We start from the raw sequence: 22,062 nt of genomic DNA, 5'->3' as shown, positions 1-22,062 counted from the left end.
TTTTAAAGCCTATAGCCTGCAGCTTAAAGCGTATAGCATAAAAAAGTAAAAACTATGAAAATAAAAAGTTTAATTTTTTTTGGATTAATACAGTATTGCATTTCTGTAAATGCACAAGTTAAAGAACCAGTAGAATATGTAAACCCGTTAATGGGAACACAATCCCTTCATAATCTTTCAAACGGGAATACCTATCCCGCAATCTGCAGACCGTGGGGAATGAATTTCTGGACACCGCAAACAGGAAAAATGGGCGACGGATGGGCGTATACTTATACCGCAGAAAAAATCAGGGGATTTAAGCAGACGCATCAGCCTTCGCCTTGGATGAACGATTACGGTCAGTTTTCGATTATGCCGGTTACCGGTAAATTGGCTTTCGCCGAAGACGAACGTGCGAGCTGGTTCAGTCATAAAGCAGAAGTTTCAAAACCCTATTATTACAGCGTTTATCTGGCTGATTATGATGTTACAACCGAAATTACAACAACAGAAAGAGCGGCTCATTTTCAAATAACATTTCCTGAAAATGAAAATTCGTCAATTGTAGTGGATGCTTTTAATAAAGGATCTCACATAAAAATTATACCATCTGAAAATAAAATTATAGGTTATACAACTCGTAACAGCGGTGGTGTTCCGGATAATTTCAAAAACTATTTTGTGCTTTATTTTGATAAGCCGTTTGCAGTAAATTCAACCTTTAATGATAAAACTTTAGAAAAAGGCAAATTAGAACTAACTGCAACTCATGCTGGCGCTGTGGTAAGTTTTAAAACTAAAAAAGGAGAAAAAGTAAATGTAAAAATTGCATCATCTTTTATCAGTTTTGAACAAGCAGAATTAAATTTAAAAAATGAATTGGGGACAGCTTCATTCGAAGAAACTGTTGCTCAGTCTAAAAATGAATGGAACAAAGTTTTAGGAAAAATTACTGTTGAAGATACAAATGAAGAGCAGTTAAAAACCTTTTATTCTTGTTTGTACCGCACAGTTTGTTTTCCTCAAAAACAATATGAAATCAATAAAGACGGCGATATAGTGCATTACAGTCCGTATAACGGAAAAGTTCTGCCGGGTTATATGTATGCAGGAACCGGATTCTGGGATACTTTCCGTGCCTTATATCCTTTATTAAATCTGGTTTATCCTTCTATCAATAAAGAAATGCAGGAAGGATTAATAAACGATTACAAAGAAGGCGGATTTCTGCCAGAATGGTCAAGTCCGGGTTTTAGAAATGTAATGGTAGGAAATAATTCTGCCTCTGTAGTTTCTGATGCTTATATGAAAGGATTACGCGGCTACGATATCAATACTTTGTACGAAGCTTTACTTCACGGAGCCAATAATGAAGGACCAATGGATGCTGTAGGCAGAAAAGGAGTTCAGTATTACAATTCTTTAGGATATGTTCCGTATGATGTGAAGATCAACGAAAATGCAGCGAGAACACTGGAATATGCTTATGATGATTTTACGATTTGGAAATTAGCCAAAGCCTTAGATCGTCCCAAAAAAGAAATTAATCTGCTTGAAAAGCGAATGATGAATTATAAAAACCTTTACAATCCTTCTATCGAATTAATGAGCGGACGTAATAAAGACGGCAGTTTTCCGCCTAATTTTAATCCGTTTAAATGGGGAGATGCTTTTACCGAGGGAAACAGCTGGCATTACAGCTGGAGTGTTTTTCATGATATTCAGGGTTTGATTGATTTAATGGGGGGAGAGAAAAATTTCACATCAAAATTAGATGCTGTTTTTACAACTCCTCCGGTTTTTGATGATAGTTATTATGGTTCTGTTATTCATGAAATCCGCGAAATGCAGATTATGAATATGGGACAATATGCTCACGGAAACCAGCCAATTCAGCACATGATTTATTTATACAATTATGCAGGCGAACCTTGGAAAACGCAATATTGGTCAAGAGAAGTAATGAACCGCTTATATAAACCAACTCCAGACGGTTATTGCGGAGATGAAGATAACGGACAGACTTCTGCCTGGTATATATTTTCAGCAATGGGATTTTATCCGGTCTGTCCGGGAACAGAAGAATATGTTTTGGGAGCACCTTTGTTTAAGAAAACAACTTTGCAGTTAGAAAACGGAAAAAAGCTTATTATCAGCGCGCCTGATAATTCAGAAACCAGCAGATATGTAAATGAATTAAAATGGGATAATGCTCTTTATTCTAAAAATTATATCAATCATTTTGATGTATTAAAAGGAGGAGAATTAAATTTTGATATGACAAGTTCTCCAAATTTAAAAAGAGGCACAACAAAAGAATCATACCCATATTCTTACTCAACTTCAAAATAAAAATATATATGCAGTCACGTAGAAAATTTATAAAAAACGCAGGCATTTTTTCAGCAGGTTTATTAGCAATTCAAACAGAAGCTTTTGGATTTAATTCAGATACTTTTCAGTTTCCGCTAAAAGATTTTGTTTCTAAAAGACCACCTGTTGCCGAAAGAAAATTTACAAGCAAAGCAATTGAAGCTGCTATCGTACGTGTTAAAAAGCAAATTGCCAATCCAGAATTAGCATGGATATTTGAAAACTGTTTCCCAAATACACTAGATACAACAGTTGATTTTGAAATTATTGACGGAAAACCGGACACGTATGTAATTACGGGAGATATTGATGCTATGTGGCTTAGAGACAGTACAGCGCAGATTTGGCCGTATATTCCGTTTGTAAAGGAAGATCCAAAACTGGCAGAACTGGTAAAAGGAGTAATCAATCGTCAGGCGAAATGTATTCTGCTGGATCCGTATGCGAATGCTTTTTATAAAGATTTTACGAAGGAAAGCGAATGGAAAAATGACCTTACTAAAATGCAGCCCGGAATTCATGAAAGAAAATGGGAAATTGACAGTTTGTGTTATCCAGTAAGATTAGCACACGGATATTGGAAAGAAACAGGAGATATCAGTTTATTTGATGCCAAATGGAAAGAAGCGATGCTTTTAATTCTGCAGACTTTTAAAGAGCAGCAGCGAATGGACGGCAAAGGCGGACCGTATAGTTTTCAGCGTCAGACAGCGTGGGCAACAGACGGAGTTCCGTTAGGCGGTTACGGTTATCCTGTAAAACCTTGCGGATTAATTGTTTCGACTTTCAGACCAAGCGACGATTCTACTTTGTTTGGTTATTTGATTCCGAGTAATATGTTTGCGATTGAAATACTAGGTTATTTAATTGAAATTTTCTCTTTACCGGCTTTAAAAGACAATGATTTAGTTGCAAAAGCCACAAAATTAAGAGATGAAGTTCAAAAAGGGCTTAATGAACACGGAATTATCAATCATCCAAAATTCGGGAAAATTATTGCTTTTGAAGTAAACGGATACGGCAGTTTCCACATGATGGACGATGCCAATGTACCGTCTTTATTATCATTACCTTATTTAGGTGCTATTGCTCCAAATGATCCTTTATATCTAAATACACGAAAAGTAGTGCTTTCAGAAAATAATCCGTTTTTCTATAAAGGAAAAGCAGGAGAAGGTATTGGCGGTCCGCATACCGGAGTCGATACAATCTGGCCTATGAGTATTGTTTTAAGAGCCATTACAAGTGTAGACGAAAAAGAAATAAAAGCTTGTATCAGCAATTTAATTAAAACCAATGCAGATACAGGATTTATGCACGAATCATTCCATAAAGACGACGTGAATAAATTTACCCGTAAATGGTTTGCGTGGGCAAATACACTTTTTGGAGAAATGATTGTACATACGAGCATTCATTATCCTCAAATTTTAAAAGACAAAAATATCTAGTACTAAAGCAAAATAAGGAAAAATGAATACATCATACGCGATTGGGCTAGATATAGGCGGAACACATATTACAGCAGGAGTTATCAATAAAACAGAAATGAAAATTGTTGATGCTTCAATTTATAAAGAATCATTCGATTCTAATTTGCCTGTAAAACAGGTGATGGATATTTGGAAAAGAGTGATCGATACTGCAATTGAAAATTCAAAAGTTGAAAACATAACAGGAATAGCGGTCTGTATGCCTGGACCTTTTGATTACGAAAAAGGGATCTGCTGGATTAAAGATCAATCTAAATACGAACATTTTTATGGATTGAATGTGCGGGAACTTCTTTTAGAAAGTCTAAAATTTCCTGAAAACTTCCCTGTTCTTTTCGAAAATGATGCCGTTTGTTTTGGAAAAGGCGAAGTTTTTAAACAACAGGAAAACCTTTGTAAAAAAGTAATGGCAGTTACTTTAGGAACCGGACTGGGCGCTTGTTTTATTGATAAAGGTGTTTCGATTAACTCAGGCAGTTCTGTTCCTGCCGACGGTGAAATTTATAATCTGTCTTATAAAAAAGGTATTGCAGAAGATTATGTTTCAGCACGAGGTCTTTTGGCTGATTATAAATCTTTAACGAATATTGATCTCAACAATGGCCTGGAACTTTATAATTTAGCCTTACAAGGAGATCAAATGGCTATAAAAGCTTTTGAAACAATGGGAGAAGATTTAGCAGAAGTTGTTATTCCGTGGATAAAGAATTTTGCAGCAGATCATATTATTATTGGCGGTAAAATAGCCAACGCAAGCGAATTATTCCTGCCTTTATTCAATAAAAAAATAAAAGAATCTAATTTACAAACAGCAGTTTCAATTTCTACAGATAATGAAATTGCAGCTTTATTGGGAGCGGTAAGTTTTCTTTGCGATTAAACTATAAAAAAATGGATGAGCAATTTACTCATCCGTTTTTTTATAATTGAAATTTTATTTTAAACCTTCTTTTATTGTTTGTACAAAAGCTTCAACCGGCTGAGCACCGGAAACAGCATATTTTCGGTCAAAAACAAAGAAAGGAACACCCTGCACGCCAATTTGCTGTGCTTCTTCAATATCGTGTTCAACTTCTTTTAAGTATAAATTATCGCTTTTTAATACTTTTAAAACATCATTTTTATCTAATCCGGCTTTTTCAGCTAATTCAATTAAAGTCGGGCCGTCGTTTAAATCCCGTCCTTCTGTAAAATAAGCTTTAAAGAAAATTTCTTCAATTTCGTCGCCTAATTTTTTAGTTTTACCCAATTGGATAATTCTATGCGCTTCTAAAGAATTTGAAATAACTGCTTTGTCAAAGTTATACTCTAAACCAACGCTTTTAGCACGTTCTGCGACACCTTTGTGCATTTCTTTAGATTGCTCGACTGTCATTCCTTTTCGTTCCGCTAAATACGTATAAACGTCTTTTTCCGGCTCAGGCGTAATTGTTGGATCAAGCTGAAAACTTTTCCATTCAATTTCAAAGTCGTTATCTGGAAACTGTTGTAAGGCCGTTTCCAATTGCCTTTTTCCGATATAACAAAACGGACACATGATGTCCGACCAAATTTCTATTTTCATTTTACAAAAATACAGAAAAATTTATTTAAGGCCTGAAATTTAAGATTTTGTTGGCTGTAAATAATAGTAAACGAAATTCATTTTTGTATATAAAAAGAAAGTATTTTAGTGCAAAAAATATAACCAGTTACTTACCATTTTATGAAGAAAAACTTACTCTGTTTTTTATTGATTTTGCTATCAGTCGGTTTAAATGCCCAAATAAGAGGTTTAATTGATTTATCACTTTATCGAAATACTCAATTTAAAGGAAATACTTATTTTCAGGGCGGATTAGGAATAGAAGTTAAAGCTTTTAAATTTTTGAAGCCTGAATTTGCCACAACTTATTACTACGGTAGTCTTGAAGATTATAATAAACCAGATGCAGCAGGAAATATTATAAGCACATCACAATTGAGTGCAGGTGCTTTAAATTTTGGCTTTACACCTAAAATATGTCTTTCCTGCGGTGAGTATAGCGCCGGAGATGCGCTTCTTCAAATTCTGCCAATTTATAATATATCACGAATTGAAGCTCAGGAAAAATATACTTTAATCAACCAGAATAATTCGTCTCTGTCAAAAACTGAAAAGAAAATTGTAACCGAGTGGCAGCAATCTATAGGAATAGGAATTGGAGTAGACATTATTCTTTCAGATAAAAATTATGATTCATTGGCTGTCAATCTATACTATACAGGAGTAAATATGGGAAAAGCTTTAGCTCAAGCAGACAGAACACAAACTAGATACGACAGTAGAACTTTAGGTTTTGGAATGAATTATTATTTAGGATTTAAAAAGAAGAAGGATTAAAAAAGACTGGTAACTTGTTTCAGGTTTGAAGTTTCAGGTTTGTTGTCAAATTTAACCGCAGAGAGCGGAAAGTTTACACAAAGCTTTGCGAACTTTACATTATTTACAAATCCTGCATAGTAAAAAAACTTGCGTGCTTTGCGATAGAATAACGATACAAGTCTGATTGTATTTCAACTTGAAACTTTAAACATGAAACAAAAAATCTCTAAAACTAAAAAACCGCAACTCTTAAAAAAGAATTGCGGTTTCTAGGTATAAAAAATGGTTGGTTAATAGCGATATTTTTTTTTACAATGATATGTCTTTAATTTCAAATTAAAAAAAATCCCTGTAACATAAAGAAACTTTAATGTTAACTATTTAACATTACGGGCATTACCAACATTGTTACTGTTTCACCTTCTTCTAAGCCATCAGCAGGAGTTAAAATCCCGGCTCTGTTAGGTAATGACATCTCTAACATAATCACATCAGATTGAAGGTTTGTCAGCATTTCGATTAAGAAACGAGAGTTAAAACCAATTTGAAGATCATCACCTTGATAATCACAAGTTAGTCTTTCTTCTGCTTTATTTGAGTAATCGATATCTTCAGCAGAAACATTTAATTCAGCTCCTGCAATTTTTAAACGAATTTGGTGTGTAGTTTTGTTTGAGAAAATCGCAACACGACGAACAGAGCTTAAAAATAAAGAACGATCGATTAATAATTTGTTTGGATTTTCTTTAGGAATCACCGCTTCATAATTAGGGTATTTTCCGTCGATTAAACGACACATTAAGATATAATTGTCAAATGAGAAAGTCGCATTTGAATCGTTGTATTCAATTTTTACTTCCGCATCAGAACTTCCTAAAATACTTTTTAAGATATTTAAAGGTTTCTTCGGCATAATAAAATCAGCAACCTGAGATGCTTTTACATCTGCACGTGCATATTTTACTAATTTATGAGCATCTGTAGCAACAAAAGTTAAACCTTCTGGAGAGAACTGGAAGAAAACTCCAGACATTACCGGACGTAAATCATCGTTTCCGGCAGCAAAAATGGTTTTACTTACCGCAGTTGCCAATACATCTGCAGGAACTAAAGTTACAGACGGATCTTCCAGATTTACAGACTTAGGGAATTCTTCTCCGGCAGCATACGCTAATGCATATTTTCCTGAATTAGAGCTGATTTCGACTGTATTATTGTCTTCAACTGTAAAAGTTAAAGGCTGCTCTGGAAATGTCTTTAAAATTTCAAGTAAAAGTTTTGCCGGTACGGCAACGCTTCCTTTACTTGTAGAATCGATTGATAATGTAGCAGACATTGTAGTTTCAAGGTCTGAAGCCGAAACTGTCAACTCATTATTGTCTAGTTCAAATAAAAAGTTATCTAAAATAGGAAGTGTATTATTACTGTTAATAACGCTTCCTAATACTTGTAATTGTTTTAATAAGTACGAACTCGATACTATAAATTTCATCGTCTTTTGTTTTATTTTTTGCTCTTTTTCTCAGTTTTTCTGTAACTAAGTAAGGTTTTACAAATATATCGTAAACATTCTTAGTTTCGCAATTTTTTTATTAACATCTATTTACTGTACTTTCTTTTTCTGATAAAGGTAAATACTAATCCGAAAACCAATAAAATAAGGATTGGAAGCCCGATAGTTATGAATTGCGTTGTGGTGTAATTTTCGTAAACTTTTTCTTTATCCAATAACGGCAGTTCGACATCTTTGCTTCTAATGTTAATAAGTCCTGTATCGTCAAGAAGATAATTTACACAGTTCATCATAAAATCTTTATTATCATAAAGATTCCCTGTTCTTTGATCGTAACCAAGCTCAACAGGCATCATGTTTTTGTCTAATTGGTTTCTGGCTATATCTCCATCGGCAACGACAATCATCTTAGTTGGTTTTCCTTTTGCCTGAAACGAACTTTCTTTAAAAGGCAGTACACGATTTTCAAAAACCGAATTAAAACTTCCTTCTAATAAAACTGAAAGGACTAGATTTCCTTTGTTCAGATAATCCTTAGGAGACGTTTCTTCGGTTACCATGTTCAGATTGATTTCTGAAGGTGTTCCAATTTGTTTTGAATATTGAGACGATTGTAATAAAACCGTCTTTTTAATTCCGTTTTTCAAAGTATCAATTGGACTTGCAAAATCGAATTTAATGCCGCCCAGATTTTTTACGATAGGATGCTGGCTTGTTGGATAAACCTGAGGCGCAAATTTCCAGATAAAATCCTGATATTGTGTTGCACTTCCTTGTTCTCCGGTTGCCAGTTTTATTGGACTTCCGTTTTCGTCTTTAACCAAATCAGGATTAATTCTGAAACCGTATTTGAAGAACATATCATTTAAATTCAAATCTCTTGGATAAGCAAGTGTTGCTCCGGCATCATTATATAAGCTGTCCATATCTGCAGCAACCTGATCTATCAGCCATAATGTTTTTCCGCCGTTCATGATAAATTGATCCAGAACTTGTTTTTCTTCATCTGAGAAAGTTTCTGTTGGCTTAGAGATAATTGCCAAATCATATTTTTTAAGAGCATCTAAAGTTCCGTTTGGATCTTTCGCAACAGAATCCAGTGTAAAAGGGCCAATGTAATAACTTTCTTTGATTTGTCTTAATAATTTTCCAATATGAATTTCAGACAATTCACCATTTCCTTTTATAATGGCAACTTTCTTTTGTCTGTCTTTCGTAATTTTATTGATCGCATCAGCAATTGAATATTCTAAATGCTGAATAGATCCTATCACTTTTTGAGTAGTAGAAGCTCCCATAATGTTTTTCAGCAAGGGAATATTAACTTCTTTGTTGTTATAAACCGCAATTGCCCACGGAAAAACCATTGCCTGCGATTGTTTTCCTTTATCGTCAACTGTTATATTTACAGGAGTAAGACCTTTTTGGTAAAGTGATTTTACCATTTCCATGCTTTCGTCTTCGTTTTCCATTGGGTTTACGAATTCAAAAACAATATTATTATTGTAAGCCTGAAATTCTTCTAATAATTGTTTGGTTTCCTGTTGTAAACGTCTAAAATCTGCAGGAAGTTCTCCCTGCATATAAATTTTAATTGACAACGGGTTTTTAACCTGTTTTACAATTTTTAAAGATGTTTCAGATAAAGTATATCGTTTGTCTTTGGTCAAATCAAAACGATGAAAAAATAAGCTTCCAAGAACATTTAAAACAATTAAAATAAAAATTGTAATGCCTAATGTTTTAAGATTTAATTTATTAGATGCTTTCATTACGCTTTAAAAGATTTTAATTGATAAACGGTAAAAGATAAAAACAAAACGCTGATACTTAAAAAGTAAATCACATCGCGGGTATCAATAACGCCTCGGCTCATACTTTTAAAATGATCCTGCATTCCAAATGCCGAAATGATATTCGATTGCCCCGGAACTAAAGAAGCCAGTCCTTCGAAACCGAAATAAAACAGAAAGCATATAAATACGGCAATAATAAAGGCAACGATTTGATTTTCTGATAGAGTAGAAGTAAAGATTCCAATTGCAGAATAAGAAGCAATCAAAAACAACAATCCGAAATAAGAACCAATTGTGCTTCCCATATCGATATTACCTTCCGGAGAACCTAAATTTGAAATTACTTTCACGTAAATAAAGGTTGGAATAATGGCTAAAATAATAAGGAAAAATGATCCCAGAAATTTTCCGTTTACAATCTGCCAGATCGATAAAGGTTTGGTTAAAAGCAATTCCAGCGTTCCTTGTTTTCTTTCATCAGAGAAACTTCTCATTGTAACGGCCGGAATCAGAAAAATTAAAATCCAAGGTGTTAAAGTGAAAAACGGAGTCAAATCAGCATAACCTGTATTCAATATATTGTAGTCTCCTTCAAATACCCATAAAAAAAGCCCGTTGCTGATTAAGAAAATCGCAATGACCAAGTAGCCGATAGGAGAACCAAAAAAGGATTTTATTTCTCTTAAAATGATTGATTTCATGTATAACGTTTATTCGTTTATTTTTTTTTTTGGTTTCAAGTTTCAGGTTTGAAGTTCCTTTCTTTGCGAACTTCGTGTTTCATCAAAACCATGTAATTTAATCTTAGCGTTCTTTGCGGTTATGTCATTTCAATTTTCAGATTCAGCCTATAACTTGAAACCTGAAACTTGAAACAATTTAAACTAAAGAAACTACTTTATCCACGCTCCAGGCTTCCGGTTTTGCATTGAATAACTTTTTTGTAAAATCCCAAACTGTATTAAAAAGTTCAGATTGTCTGTAATTTTCCAAATCAGCTTCGGTTTCCCAATAGCTGTAAGTAAAGAAAATACATTTGTCATTTTTATCCTGATACAATTCTAAAAAACGATTTCCGTCTGCATTTCGTATTTTATCTTTCACAGATTCAAAATTCTCCAAAAAATCAGGAATTTTTTCTTCGTGAAAACTCATTTTTACAATTCTAACAAACATGTGTTCAATTTTAGATTTTAAATTGCTGCTTTTAGATTTAGTTGAAGTCTAAAAGCATTTCAGGTGCGCAAAAATACCAAAATTGATTGTTCTTTTTAATAAAAAATAAAATATTATAAATATAGTTTTTCGGCAATATTGTTAGAAGCAGCTGCACTAATAAAAGATCACTAATTGCTTAAGTAAATGAGATTGCTTCATTCCTCGCAAAGACAAATCTTTGTAGAAATTCTCGCGATTGACAAAATACGAATGTTATCAGTATAAATCTGTTCAATCAGCAAAATCTGCGAGCCATTAAATGTGAGATCTGTTTATTATGAAAACTTGATCGTAATTACATCACGATAATTCAAACCAAGCAGACTATTTGCAGAACCAACTTTTGAAGGATTGCTTCTAAAAATGGCAATTTCGAGAAAACCGGCTTCATTAAAAATAGCCAGTTTTTCGCCTTCATAGGTTTTGATAGGATATTTGTCTGAAGTTGCAATTGCCGAATAATTAGGCAGAATGGTTTTAATGCTTTTTGGCTTCATTACAATTTCATACGGACGCCCTTTTGCAACTTCTAAAAACTGCTGTTTTGATATATTCGTAACTATGTTTCCAAAATGGTCAATATAAATAACGTAACCTTTTAATGAATTTCCATCGGCAGCAACAACGGCTTGTAATTCGGTTACTTCTTTAACAGTTGGGATTTCTTTACCAATAACATTCAGCAAACCTCCTTTTGCAATGTGGCAGGCCACTTGAATAAAAATATCCAAATCACTGAATTCAGCCGGGAAACGATCATGAATATTAATTTCAACAATCTTCTGCGGTACAATCTTCTGCGTAAGCATACTTAAGATTCCGTTATCGGCACAAATAAAGAAATGATCGTTCCACTGCATGGCAATATGCTGGTTTTCTTTATTGCGTTCGATGTCAACTCCAATTAAGTGAACAGTACCTTTTGGGAAGCTCAAATAAGATGCTCCAATTACGTAACTCGCTTCGGCAGTGTTGAATGGATCAATGTCGTGTGAAATATCAATAATTCTTGCATCTGGAAGTTCAGAAATGATTTTACCCTTCAGCGAACCAACGAAGTGGTCTTTTAAGCCGTAATCAGTAGTAAGGGTAATTATTGACATCATTTTGTTTATAACTATTGGTAGTATTTAACTCGAATTTTTATTAAATTTGAGAAATGCAAAGCTAGTAATAGTAAATGCAAATTGAAAGAAAGAAAAGACAAATTGCGATAAAATTATAGTAAACGTATATAGTAGTCACAGTTAGCAGTTTCAGTTTTCAGTCTTTTAATAAAAAGTTGATTTTAAAGAAAATTTTAAGTACTTTTTTGATAATAATAAAAACTGCAAATTGGCGATAACTGCGACTTAAAGAACCCGACAGCAATAGATTTAAAAAACAAATTTATTTTTAATTTAAAATTACTCATTTGAACGAAAGAATTATTGAGCTAGTAGACATCGCTCCAAAAGACTTTTGGGGCGCGCAGGATTCTCATCTTGAAATAATAAAAAAGTACTACCCAAAGCTTAAAATCGTAGCGCGAGGGACAACTTTAAAAGCCTTTGGCGAAAAAGAAGTTTTAGATGAATTCGAAAAGAGATTTCAGAGGCTTATGCTTCATTTTACCAGATACAACAACATTGATGATAATGTAATTGAACGTGTAATAATGAGTGATGGTCAGGATGAAAAAAAAGCATACGATCATGACAAAATATTAGTTCACGGTGTAGGCGGTAAAATAGTAAAAGCTATGACGCCTAACCAACAGTTACTGGTAGATACAATTAAAAAAAACGATATGGTTTTTGCAGTTGGACCAGCCGGAACTGGAAAAACGTACACCGGGGTTGCAATGGCAGTAAAAATGCTGAAGGACAAAGAAGTAAAAAGAATCATATTAACAAGGCCGGCTGTAGAAGCAGGTGAGAACCTGGGATTTTTACCCGGAGATATGAAAGAAAAACTTGATCCTTATATGCAGCCGCTTTACGACGCATTGCGTGATATGATCCCTAATGAAAAGCTCGAAGATTATATCCTGAAAGGAATTATTCAGATTGCACCTCTGGCTTTTATGCGCGGGCGTACACTTGACAATGCTTTTGTAATTCTTGACGAAGCGCAGAATACTACACATTCGCAGATGAAAATGTTCCTGACGCGTATGGGGAAAAACGCCAAGTTTATGATTACAGGTGATCCAGGACAAGTCGATTTACCACGCAGAACAATTTCTGGTCTAAAAGAAGCTCTTTTGGTTCTTAAAGATATAGAAGGCATCGGAATTATCTATCTTGATGATAAAGATATCGTGCGCCACAGATTAGTGAAAAAAGTAATTGACGCTTACAAACAGATAGAAAATCACGACTAAATTTAATTTTTAGTGAAATGTTAAATGTAAATCGTAAAATGTGTTTTAACATTTATTAATATTCGTTTTATTCATTTTTTTAGAATGAGTAAAACGAATATTTTTTTAATTAAAATTCAGGAAAATGAAACAGCTGGATGATTTCTACTTTAATCAGGAAGAACCAATAAAAGAGATATTTCTGGCTTTGCGTAATATTATTTTAAAACAAGACAAAGATATTACCCACGTTTTAAAATATGGAATGCCATTTTTCTGTTATAAAGGAAAAATGTTCTGCTATTTATGGATTCATAAAAAAAGCAGGCAGCCTTATATTGGTATTGTCGAAGGAAAACATTTCGAAGAATCTTTTCTAATTCAGGAAAAACGTTCCAGAATGAAAATTATGATGCTGGATGTTAAGGTAGATCTTCCTTTGGAACAAATTGAATTAGTGATTCAAAAAGCAGTCAATCTGTACAAATCTGGAATAATAAAAGTTTAAATTGTGTATTACGCAATGCTTAACCAAATAGTTAAATAAATAATAAACTTATCTAAATTATGCCTATCAAGGCTTGTAATCTTTGCTCAACTGAGCTTAAAGCCGTAAATTTGCACATCATAAATGTTTGATATTAATATGACAAAACTTAAAAATATAAAAGTTGTAGTAAGTGACCTTGACGGAACTTTACTTAACCCTCAACACAAAATTTCAGATTATACAAAATCAATTTTTCAGGAACTTCACAATCAAAATTACCTTATAGTTGTTGCAACAGGCCGTCATCATCTCGATGCCATGGCAATTATTGAAACGCTGGAAGTGCCGGTTTATTTAGTGAGTTCAAACGGAGCGAGAATTCATTCACCAAATAAAGAAGAATTATTTGCTTTTAATTTAGACAGCGATGTAGTAAAAGCAGCATTAAATGTTGAAATTGATCCGGCTATTACGGTGGTTTTATTTAAAGAAAATGTTTGGCAGACCAATAAATGGAATGAAAGACTTAATTCTTTTCAGGCTGAATTAAAATACCGTCCGGAATTAGTTGACTATAAAAAACTGGAAGATTTTGGAGCCATTAAAATTTTCTTTTCATGTGATGATCATGAGAAATTAGTAAAATTAAAAGATGACGTTCTGGCTAATTCTTCAGAACATCTGCATCATGCTTTTAGTCTGCCGACTTGTTTGGAATTTATGGATAAATCTATAGATAAAGCCGTTGCTATTGAACAAGTATTGGAAAAAGAAGGTTACACTTTAGAACAAGCTGTTTCCTTTGGAGATGGTTTTAACGATGTTCAAATGTTGTCAGCATCCGGGAAAGGTCTAATTATGGGCAACGCTCCGGCTGTTTTAAAAGAAACACTGCCAGATTTAGAAATTATTAAAACAAATGCCGAAGACGGCGTAGCAAGATATATTGCTTCAAAAATATTAGATAAAGAATTAGCAGCAAGCTGATTTTAATCTCAATTAGAACATTAATCCCTGACAATTGTTTAGGGATTTTTTATTTCAAAAACTTTAAAATTGAAATATTTTACATTTCTTACTTTATCTCTTTCTTTTGATGATGTAACTCTGTGAAATAATTTTAAATTTGCATTCATAAAAAACAACACAACAAGATAATGAGTAATACAATCACAACCACAAATTTTAATTTCCCGAATCAGAAATCAGTTTACCGAGGAAAAGTGAGAGAAGTTTACAATATTAACGACGAACTTTTAGTAATGGTAGCAACAGACAGACTTTCGGCGTTTGATGTGGTTTTACCAAAAGGAATTCCGTACAAAGGACAAATTTTGAACCAGATTGCAACAAAATTTATGGAGTTAACTCAGGATATTGTTCCAAACTGGTTAATTGCAACTCCAGATCCAAACGTTGCTGTTGGGCATTTATGCGAACCTTTTAAAGTAGAAATGGTTATTCGAGGTTATCTTTCAGGACATGCAGCACGTGAATATGCCGCAGGAAGAAAACAAATTTGCGGTGTAACAATGGCCGAAGGTTTAAAAGAAAACGATAAATTTCCAGAACCAATCATTACGCCGACTACAAAAGCAGATAATGGTTCGCATGATGAAGATATATCTCGTGAAGCTATTTTATCTAAAGGAATTGTTTCTGAAGAAGATTATTTAGTTTTAGAAAAATATACGCGTGCTTTGTTTCAAAGAGGAACTGAAATTGCTGCTTCTCGCGGCTTAATTTTAGTAGATACTAAATACGAATTTGGAAAAACAAAAGACGGTGTTATTGTTTTAATTGATGAAATTCATACTCCGGATTCTTCTCGTTATTTTTATGCTGATGGATATGCTGAAAGACAAGAAAAAGGAGAGGAGCAAAAACAGCTTTCAAAAGAGTTTGTTCGCCGCTGGCTGATCGAAAACGGTTTTCAGGGTCAGGAAGGACAGCAGATTCCAGATATGTCAGATGAATATATCGAATCTGTTTCTGAAAGATATATTGAATTGTATGAAAATATTTTAGGAGAAAAATTCGTAAAAGCTGATATTGACAATATTGATCAACGTATTGAAAAAAACGTATTACAATACCTTACTTCTAAATAGTAATTTTCGGGTTTAAACTAACTATTTAAACCATGAAAATGAACTTAAATAAAACAAATGCCTTGTTATCTCTATTTATGATAGCAGGGCATTTTCTTTTTGCACAAATTGATAAAAGCGCAACAAGAGAAACAAAAAACTTATATCGCAATCTAAAAAGTATTTCAAAAGAGCATATTTTATTTGGGCATCAACACGCTTTAGAATACGGACACGGCTGGTCAAACGAACCCAATAAATCTGATGTTAAATTGGTTACAGGTTCACATCCAGCAGTTGTAGGAATAGATTTCAGCGATTTTTCGGGACGTTCAAGAGAAGAAATTGAAAAAACAAAAGAAACTTTAAGAAAAAATGTAATTGATACTTATGAGCGAGGCGGTATCACAACGGTTTCCTGGCATTTTAATAATCCTGCTTCGGGTGGTGGATTTTACTGGAAAGATTCTATTTCAGCCGCATCTATGTCTTTAATAAAAAAAGGAGGTTCGCATCATGAGCAATACAAGGAAATTTTAAAAACAATTGCTGACTTTGCAAATTCTGCTAAAGCAAAAGATGGGAAATTGGTTCCAATGATTTTTAGACCTTTTCATGAATTTGACGGTGATTGGTTCTGGTGGGGAAAGAAATATACATCGCGTGAGGATTTTATAAAAGTCTGGCAATTTACTGTGTCATACCTGAGAGATACTTTAAAAGTTCATAATTTTATTTATGCATTTTCACCAGATAATCGATTTAATTCAGAGTCAGAATATTTAGAACGTTATCCTGGCGATGATTATGTTGATATGCTTGGGATAGATAATTATGGAGATTTTGGACGAGATGGGAAATATGACTTAGAAAACGGAATAAAAAAGCTTAAAATTATTTTTGACATTGCAACTAAAAAGAAAAAATTAGCAGCTTTTACAGAAACCGGCTTAGAATCAATACCAAATAAAAACTGGTGGACAGAAGTTTTGCTTCAATCATTAAAGAAAGAAAATATTAAGCTTTGTTATGTCTTAGTCTGGCGAAATGATGCAGTAAGTTCAACACATTATTATGCACCTTTTCCGGGGCAGATTAGTGTTCCTGATTTCCTTCAATTTTATAATGATCCGTATACTTTATTCGAAAACGATTTGATAAATGTATATGGAACTAAATTTTTATTAAAAAATACTGCAAAATAGCTTAAGAATACATGTTAAAATGATTAAATGAGGAGTTACTATTTCGATGTAAAATAAGTATTTTCTTTCTTTTTGGTTTTTTTACTTACATTGATAATTTTCATCACAAATCCATAAAAAACGGTTTATTTTTTTTCTTTTAATGAAAAAATTCTGCCTTTTTTATACATGCTGTTGTTGTATAGTTAAAAGAGTATCGTTTTCTCTTTCATTTTTGATACTTTCTTAATAACAAATTTTAAAAAAATATTCATTTTGGTGTAACATTTTTACATTTGCTGCGTCTTTTATAGTGAATTCAAATTTTAGAAGAGTAATATTTCGAATTCATTAATTAAAAGTTAAGAATTAGTTAAAACAAAGTACTTTGTTATACAATATACCGCTTTTAATTTACATTTGTATAGAATATAAAATTCATTATCAATCAAATAATTATCAATCAATTTAACAACCCAATCATTATGAAAAAATCAGTTATTTCTTTAGGTCTTGCTTTAGTAGCATTTGCAAATGTTTCTATGGCTTCAAACAGCACATCAGCTGCTAAAAATGAAATTACAGTATCTGCTGTATATGAAGGAACACCTCTTGTAGTTGCAGTAGCTAAAGGAGATATCGACACAGTAAAGAAATTTATCGAATACGGTGCTAATGTAAATGAAAAAGCAGACGATATGTCTCCTTTAATGACAGCAGCTCGTTACAATAAAGTAGAAATTATAAAAGTTTTATTAGCAGCTGGAGCTCGTCCATCTGATAAAAACGAAAAAGGATATACTGCATTAAAATATGCTGAATTATCAAATGCAGCAGATGCAATTGCACTTTTAAAAGATGCAAAATAAGCTTTAAAAAGTTTAAACGTTTGAGTTAGTATAACGGCCTTCTTTGAGCAGAAGGCCGTTTTTTTTGCTGCTTGTTTTAAGAAATTATCTAAATCAAAAAAGCACCATTAAAAATAATGATGCTTTTTCTTTCTAAACCAAATTAATCTAACCAAATTAATTTTATCATAAAACCGTTTATTCTATCGGTGCGTGTTTTTTTCGATTGAAAATCCAGAATAAAATTGGGAAAACCAATAATGTCAAAATCGTTGCCGTTACTAATCCTCCAATAATTACAATTGCAAGAGGTTTTTGAGATTCTGATCCAATTCCGGTTGAAATTGCTGCCGGCATTAAACCTATAGAAGCCATAAGTGCCGTCATGACTACTGCTCTTGTTCTGGCTTTTACTCCCATAAAAATGGATTCTTCTAATGAGAATTTTGCCTTTATATTATGATGAAATTCTGATATCAGGATTACACCATTTTGAATACAAATTCCCAGTAAGGCGATAAAACCAACTCCTGCAGAAATTCCAAAATTCATTCCCGTTAAGTGTAAAGCTATAATTCCGCCAATTACAGCAAATGGAACATTGGCCAAAACAAGTAATGAATCTTTAAAGTTTCCAAAGAGAATAAATAACAAAACAAATATTCCAATTAAACTGATTGGTACAACTTGTGCCAGACGTGCACTGGCACGAACCTGATTTTCAAATTCTCCTGTCCATCCGGTTGTATATCCCGGAGGCATTTTTACTTGTGCTACTTTTGATTGTGCTTCGGCAATTGTGCTTCCTAAATCTCGGTCACGAACAGAAAATTTAACTCCAATAAAACGTTTTGTATTGTCTCTGTAAATAAATGCCGGACCAGTTATGGTTTTAATATCGCAGATTTCTTTTAACGGGATTTTTGCACCGCTTATAGTTGGAACTTTTAATTCTGCTAAATCTTCTTCGTCTTTACGATACTCTTTAGAAAAACGAACTCGAACGTCAAATTTCTTTTCATCTTCATATTTTTGAGTAGCAGTTTTTCCTCCAAAAGCTAATTCTAAAACAGCCTGAGCATCGCTTAAAGTTACACCGTAAGCGGCCATTTTTTCTCTGTCAAGAATTACACTAATTTCCGGCTGGCCAACATTTCTAAGAATTCCAACATCTTTGATACCTGGAATATCTTTGATTTTTGCTAAAACTTCATTAGAAAGTTCGTCTAATTTATCTAAATCATCTCCGTAAATTTTAACTGCATTTGAAGCTTTAAAACCAGCAACAGATTCAGCAACGTTATCAATTACAGGCTGAGAATAGTTATAAGTAATTCCCTGATGAACTTTCAGTTTTTCGTCCATTTGATTAATCAGTTCATCCATGCTGATTTTTCGTTTCCAGTCGGCTTTTGGTTTCAAATCGACTTGGAGCTGAATAAATCCAAACCCGTTTGGATCTGTTCCATCGTTACTTCTTCCAGTTTGTGAAAGCACATTTTTTACTTCAGGAAAACTTTCAAGATCTTTTCTGATCATTGCAGCTGTTTTTACACTTTCAGGCAGAGAAGTACTCATTGGTAATTCTGCCGTAACCCATAAAGCTCCTTCATTTAACTGAGGCAAAAATTCTGTACCTAAAAATGAAGCAGAGAAAAATGTAGCAGCAATTACAGATAATGAAATAACTAATGATTTTACTTTATGCTTAAATGTCCATGCAAAACCTTTGCCTACAATTCTGTCCCAAAAGTTTACAAACGGATTATTTTTTTCTTTTACATTTTTATTCAATAAAATATGAGATAAAACCGGCACCAGAGTAAGCGTGAAAATTAATGCTCCCATTAAGGCAAAACCTAAGGTATAGGCAAGGGGAGAGAACATTTTTCCTTCAACCTTCTGGAATGAAAATATTGGCAGTAAAGCAGTAATGATAATTAATTTAGAAAAGAAAATAGCTTTACCCATTTCTGTTCCGGTTTTCTTAATTATGCTTCCTTTTGCAATTTTATTATAAGCCGTCATTCCCAGCTGATGCGCCCGATGATCCAGAACCACAAATAATCCTTCGACCATTACGACGGCACCATCAATGATAATTCCGAAATCGACAGCACCTAAACTCAGTAAGTTGGCACTCATTCCCATCATTTTTAAACACAAAAAGGCAAATAATAAGGAAAGCGGAATAACTATCGAAACCGTAAAAGTAGTTCTCCAGTCGGCCATAAATAGAAATACGACGCAGGTAACCAAAATAATACCTTCAAATAAATTATGCATTACCGTTTCGGTAGTGAAATTCATCAAATTGTCACGATCGTAGAAAGTTTCAATTTTAATATCTTTTGGCAGGATATTATCATTTAAATCTTTAATCTTATCTTTTATTAAAGCAAGAGTTTCCTGTGCATTTTCGCCTTTACGCATTACAACAATTCCTTCTACTGCATCGTCGTTGTTTCCAATTCCAGTTTGTCCTACTCTCGGCATAGAACTGTCATAAACAGAAGCTACATTTTTAACCAAAATTGGATTTCCTCCCGCTTCGTCTACAATAATGTTTTCGATGTCTTTTCTGGATTTTATAAGACCAACACCACGAACAACAAATGCCTGCCCGTTTTTTTCAATAATATCACCGCCCACATTTATATTTCCGGCATCAACGGCATTATAAACCTGTAATGGTGTAATGTTGTATTTAGCCAGTTTTATTGGGTCAACGCCAACTTCATAAGTTTTAGTTTGTCCGCCAAAAACGTTCAAATCTGCAACACCGGGAACGGCACGTAATTGTTTGTCTATAACCCAGTTTTGGTAAGTCAATAATTCACGACTGTCACGGCTGTTACTTTTTACAATATATCTGAAAATTTCTCCAGTCGGGCCATAAGGAGGCTGAACGTCTGGTTCAACATCATCTGGAAGTGTAACATTTTTAAGTAAATTATTTACCTGAAAGCGGGCAAAAGTATCGTCGACACCATCATCAAAAATAATTTTGATTACAGATAAACCAAACATCGTAATACTGCGCACACTCGTTTTCTTTTGCACCGAGTTCATCGAAATCTCGATTGGTGTCGTTACAAAACGCTCTACTTCTTCGGCACTTTTACCATTCCATTGCGTAATGATAATAATTTGAGTATTTGTTACATCTGGAAAAGCATCAATTGGCATATTTTTAAAGGAAATAAATCCAGCAACAGCCAATATTCCTACCCAGAAAAAGGTAAATGCTTTATTCTTAAGCGAAAAAGCAATTATATTTCGTATGAATTTGTTCATCTTTTAATCGTTTAAAGCGCGATAAATAAATAATTGATTGTTGGTAATAACTTTTTCATTTTCCTTTAAACCACTTGAAATATAAGTTGTATCACCTACAACTCGGTAAACTTCAACTTGTCTTGTTTCAATGTTATGACGATCTTTAAAGATCATGACGAAATTTTTACTTTTATCAAAAACAATGGCATTGCTTGGAATTGCAATCATTGATTCATTCTCATTATAGGATAATTTGATATTAGCATTCATATCCGGTTTTAATAAAAAACCAGGATTTTGAAGTTTAATACGCGCCTGCATTGCTTTGGTTTCGGGATCAATTACGTTGAAGATTTTATCTACTTTTCCTTTAAAAACTTTATCTGGGTAACTTAGAGTAGTTACGCTGGCATCAATTCCAAGTTTTATTTTATTAATGTCGATTTCATTAATATTTGCCATTGCCCAAACTTCGCTGATTTCTGCAATGTCAAAAATATTTTCAGAACGATCAGAACGTAAAAGCATATCCTGATTAATGCTCTTTTGAATAACAAAACCACTTATTGGCGCTGTTACTTCATAAATAGAACCGGCTTTAATATTATAGATCTTGTAAGTTTCCTGAATTTTGCTTAGCTGTGACTGTGCTTTATTGACTTCAGATTTTGCTTCAAGTACATCGCTTTCAGAATTTAATTTTCCGTCAAATAATTCCTGAGCAACTTTTAGTTTATTTTTTGCTACAAGCAAATCATTTTTCGCATCGATGGATTGTTTTTCAAAATCAGCAACATCAGTACTTTTTATGGTTGCTAATACCTGGCCTTTTTTTACATAATCTCCAAGTTCTACATTTACTTTAATCACGTTTCCGCCCACAAGCGGATAAACATCAATTAATTTATTATTATCGGCCGTAATTTTTCCATAAAAACTTAGTTCGTTTTTCACCGTCTGGGTTTTCGCATCTGCCGTAGTAGTAGTTTTCAGCATATTATCGCTTAAGGCGAAAGAAGTATTAGTTTGAGGATTTTCTACTTCCTTTTTGCAGCTGGCAAGTGATAAACTTACTATTGCAATTCCTATAATTAGTGTATGTTTCATT

General features: G+C 33.4%; 18 protein-coding genes. 10 read left to right on the top strand and 8 right to left on the bottom strand.

Features of this window, described 5'->3' with window-relative positions; genetic code table 11:
• Window positions 1-54: 54 nt before the first annotated feature.
• From PQ462_RS12535 to PQ462_RS12525, 3 genes are read left to right on the top strand one after another with little or no spacing between them, the layout of a single operon-like run.
• The gene (locus tag PQ462_RS12535) at window positions 55-2,334 is read left to right on the top strand and encodes a GH92 family glycosyl hydrolase (protein WP_274250185.1); all 2,280 of its coding nucleotides are present in this window, start codon (window positions 55-57) and stop codon (window positions 2,332-2,334) included.
• Window positions 2,335-2,342: 8 nt separating this feature from the next.
• Window positions 2,343-3,806 (top strand): glycoside hydrolase family 125 protein, encoded by a 1,464-nt coding sequence (locus PQ462_RS12530; protein ID WP_121361140.1) that lies wholly within the window; start codon window positions 2,343-2,345, stop codon window positions 3,804-3,806.
• Between the two features lie 22 nt (window positions 3,807-3,828).
• A complete protein-coding gene (locus tag PQ462_RS12525) occupies window positions 3,829-4,728 on the top strand; it encodes an ROK family protein (protein WP_274250183.1) in 900 nt (299 codons plus the stop codon).
• 54 nt (window positions 4,729-4,782) lie between these two features.
• Here the strand turns inward: PQ462_RS12525 and PQ462_RS12520 are convergent, their stop codons facing one another.
• Complete coding sequence (locus tag PQ462_RS12520; protein ID WP_274250182.1) at window positions 4,783-5,412, bottom strand: DsbA family oxidoreductase; 630 nt, start codon at window positions 5,410-5,412, stop codon at window positions 4,783-4,785.
• 141 nt (window positions 5,413-5,553) lie between these two features.
• On the opposite strand from PQ462_RS12520, the gene PQ462_RS12515 reads away from it, so the two are divergent.
• Entirely contained in the window at window positions 5,554-6,210 is a 657-nt protein-coding gene (locus PQ462_RS12515) for a hypothetical protein (protein ID WP_274250180.1), read from the top strand.
• 355 nt (window positions 6,211-6,565) lie between these two features.
• On the opposite strand, the gene dnaN is transcribed toward PQ462_RS12515, so the two are convergent.
• The 5 genes from dnaN to PQ462_RS12490 all read right to left on the bottom strand — a co-directional run bounded on the left by dnaN (window position 6,566) and on the right by PQ462_RS12490 (window position 11,822).
• Entirely contained in the window at window positions 6,566-7,684 is a 1,119-nt protein-coding gene (gene dnaN / locus PQ462_RS12510; protein WP_012024781.1) for a DNA polymerase III subunit beta, read from the bottom strand.
• Window positions 7,685-7,791: 107 nt separating this feature from the next.
• Entirely contained in the window at window positions 7,792-9,477 is a 1,686-nt protein-coding gene (gene gldG, locus PQ462_RS12505) for a gliding motility-associated ABC transporter substrate-binding protein GldG (RefSeq protein ID WP_274250176.1), read from the bottom strand.
• Window positions 9,477-10,202 (bottom strand): gliding motility-associated ABC transporter permease subunit GldF, encoded by a 726-nt coding sequence (gldF, locus tag PQ462_RS12500; RefSeq protein WP_274250174.1) that lies wholly within the window; start codon window positions 10,200-10,202, stop codon window positions 9,477-9,479. Before gldF ends, gldG begins: the two co-directional genes overlap by 1 nt.
• A 178-nt stretch (window positions 10,203-10,380) precedes the next feature.
• Complete coding sequence (locus PQ462_RS12495; protein WP_012024784.1) at window positions 10,381-10,677, bottom strand: putative quinol monooxygenase; 297 nt, start codon at window positions 10,675-10,677, stop codon at window positions 10,381-10,383.
• 317 nt (window positions 10,678-10,994) lie between these two features.
• Window positions 10,995-11,822, bottom strand: a complete 828-nt coding sequence (locus PQ462_RS12490) for an SAM hydrolase/SAM-dependent halogenase family protein (protein WP_044047753.1) — start codon at window positions 11,820-11,822, stop codon at window positions 10,995-10,997.
• A 311-nt stretch (window positions 11,823-12,133) separates the two neighbouring features.
• On the opposite strand from PQ462_RS12490, the gene PQ462_RS12485 reads away from it, so the two are divergent.
• The 6 genes from PQ462_RS12485 to PQ462_RS12460 all read left to right on the top strand — a co-directional run bounded on the left by PQ462_RS12485 (window position 12,134) and on the right by PQ462_RS12460 (window position 17,696).
• Window positions 12,134-13,084 (top strand): PhoH family protein, encoded by a 951-nt coding sequence (locus PQ462_RS12485; RefSeq protein WP_012024786.1) that lies wholly within the window; start codon window positions 12,134-12,136, stop codon window positions 13,082-13,084.
• 124 nt (window positions 13,085-13,208) lie between these two features.
• The gene (locus tag PQ462_RS12480) at window positions 13,209-13,571 is read left to right on the top strand and encodes a DUF1801 domain-containing protein (protein ID WP_274250169.1); all 363 of its coding nucleotides are present in this window, start codon (window positions 13,209-13,211) and stop codon (window positions 13,569-13,571) included.
• A gap of 138 nt (window positions 13,572-13,709) precedes the next feature.
• Complete coding sequence (locus PQ462_RS12475) at window positions 13,710-14,540, top strand: Cof-type HAD-IIB family hydrolase (RefSeq protein ID WP_121361149.1); 831 nt, start codon at window positions 13,710-13,712, stop codon at window positions 14,538-14,540.
• A gap of 170 nt (window positions 14,541-14,710) precedes the next feature.
• Window positions 14,711-15,664, top strand: a complete 954-nt coding sequence (locus tag PQ462_RS12470) for a phosphoribosylaminoimidazolesuccinocarboxamide synthase (protein WP_073411773.1) — start codon at window positions 14,711-14,713, stop codon at window positions 15,662-15,664.
• 32 nt (window positions 15,665-15,696) lie between these two features.
• Window positions 15,697-16,848, top strand: a complete 1,152-nt coding sequence (locus PQ462_RS12465; protein WP_274250165.1) for a glycoside hydrolase family 26 protein — start codon at window positions 15,697-15,699, stop codon at window positions 16,846-16,848.
• Window positions 16,849-17,312: 464 nt separating this feature from the next.
• On the top strand, window positions 17,313-17,696 hold the full coding sequence (locus PQ462_RS12460; protein WP_073411769.1) for an ankyrin repeat domain-containing protein: 384 nt from the start codon (window positions 17,313-17,315) through the stop codon (window positions 17,694-17,696).
• Between the two features lie 177 nt (window positions 17,697-17,873).
• On the opposite strand, the gene PQ462_RS12455 is transcribed toward PQ462_RS12460, so the two are convergent.
• Complete coding sequence (locus PQ462_RS12455; protein WP_274250161.1) at window positions 17,874-20,972, bottom strand: efflux RND transporter permease subunit; 3,099 nt, start codon at window positions 20,970-20,972, stop codon at window positions 17,874-17,876.
• A gap of 3 nt (window positions 20,973-20,975) precedes the next feature.
• The gene (locus PQ462_RS12450) at window positions 20,976-22,061 is read right to left on the bottom strand and encodes an efflux RND transporter periplasmic adaptor subunit (protein ID WP_274250160.1); all 1,086 of its coding nucleotides are present in this window, start codon (window positions 22,059-22,061) and stop codon (window positions 20,976-20,978) included.
• Between the last annotated feature and the right edge of the window lies 1 nt (window position 22,062).

This window comes from Flavobacterium sp. KACC 22758, assembly GCF_028736135.1.
Classification (GTDB): domain Bacteria; phylum Bacteroidota; class Bacteroidia; order Flavobacteriales; family Flavobacteriaceae; genus Flavobacterium; species Flavobacterium johnsoniae.
The sequence above is the reverse complement of the archived record's forward strand: the minus strand, read 5'-3'. Positions and strand labels throughout refer to the sequence as shown.

What these genes read in the sequence shown, in the direction of transcription:
- PQ462_RS12535 (WP_274250185.1), top strand. Translation starts at nt 55, where the DNA reads ATGAAAATAAAAAGTTTAATTTTTTTTGGATTAATACAGTATTGCATT.
- PQ462_RS12530 (WP_121361140.1), top strand. Translation starts at nt 2,343, where the DNA reads ATGCAGTCACGTAGAAAATTTATAAAAAACGCAGGCATTTTTTCAGCA.
- PQ462_RS12525 (WP_274250183.1), top strand. Translation starts at nt 3,829, where the DNA reads ATGAATACATCATACGCGATTGGGCTAGATATAGGCGGAACACATATT.
- PQ462_RS12520 (WP_274250182.1), bottom strand. Translation starts at nt 5,412, where the DNA reads ATGAAAATAGAAATTTGGTCGGACATCATGTGTCCGTTTTGTTATATC.
- PQ462_RS12515 (WP_274250180.1), top strand. Translation starts at nt 5,554, where the DNA reads ATGAAGAAAAACTTACTCTGTTTTTTATTGATTTTGCTATCAGTCGGT.
- dnaN (WP_012024781.1), bottom strand. Translation starts at nt 7,684, where the DNA reads ATGAAATTTATAGTATCGAGTTCGTACTTATTAAAACAATTACAAGTA.
- gldG (WP_274250176.1), bottom strand. Translation starts at nt 9,477, where the DNA reads ATGAAAGCATCTAATAAATTAAATCTTAAAACATTAGGCATTACAATT.
- gldF (WP_274250174.1), bottom strand. Translation starts at nt 10,202, where the DNA reads ATGAAATCAATCATTTTAAGAGAAATAAAATCCTTTTTTGGTTCTCCT.
- PQ462_RS12495 (WP_012024784.1), bottom strand. Translation starts at nt 10,677, where the DNA reads ATGTTTGTTAGAATTGTAAAAATGAGTTTTCACGAAGAAAAAATTCCT.
- PQ462_RS12490 (WP_044047753.1), bottom strand. Translation starts at nt 11,822, where the DNA reads ATGTCAATAATTACCCTTACTACTGATTACGGCTTAAAAGACCACTTC.
- PQ462_RS12480 (WP_274250169.1), top strand. Translation starts at nt 13,209, where the DNA reads ATGAAACAGCTGGATGATTTCTACTTTAATCAGGAAGAACCAATAAAA.
- PQ462_RS12475 (WP_121361149.1), top strand. Translation starts at nt 13,710, where the DNA reads ATGACAAAACTTAAAAATATAAAAGTTGTAGTAAGTGACCTTGACGGA.
- PQ462_RS12470 (WP_073411773.1), top strand. Translation starts at nt 14,711, where the DNA reads ATGAGTAATACAATCACAACCACAAATTTTAATTTCCCGAATCAGAAA.
- PQ462_RS12465 (WP_274250165.1), top strand. Translation starts at nt 15,697, where the DNA reads ATGAAAATGAACTTAAATAAAACAAATGCCTTGTTATCTCTATTTATG.
- PQ462_RS12460 (WP_073411769.1), top strand. Translation starts at nt 17,313, where the DNA reads ATGAAAAAATCAGTTATTTCTTTAGGTCTTGCTTTAGTAGCATTTGCA.
- PQ462_RS12455 (WP_274250161.1), bottom strand. Translation starts at nt 20,972, where the DNA reads ATGAACAAATTCATACGAAATATAATTGCTTTTTCGCTTAAGAATAAA.
- PQ462_RS12450 (WP_274250160.1), bottom strand. Translation starts at nt 22,061, where the DNA reads ATGAAACATACACTAATTATAGGAATTGCAATAGTAAGTTTATCACTT.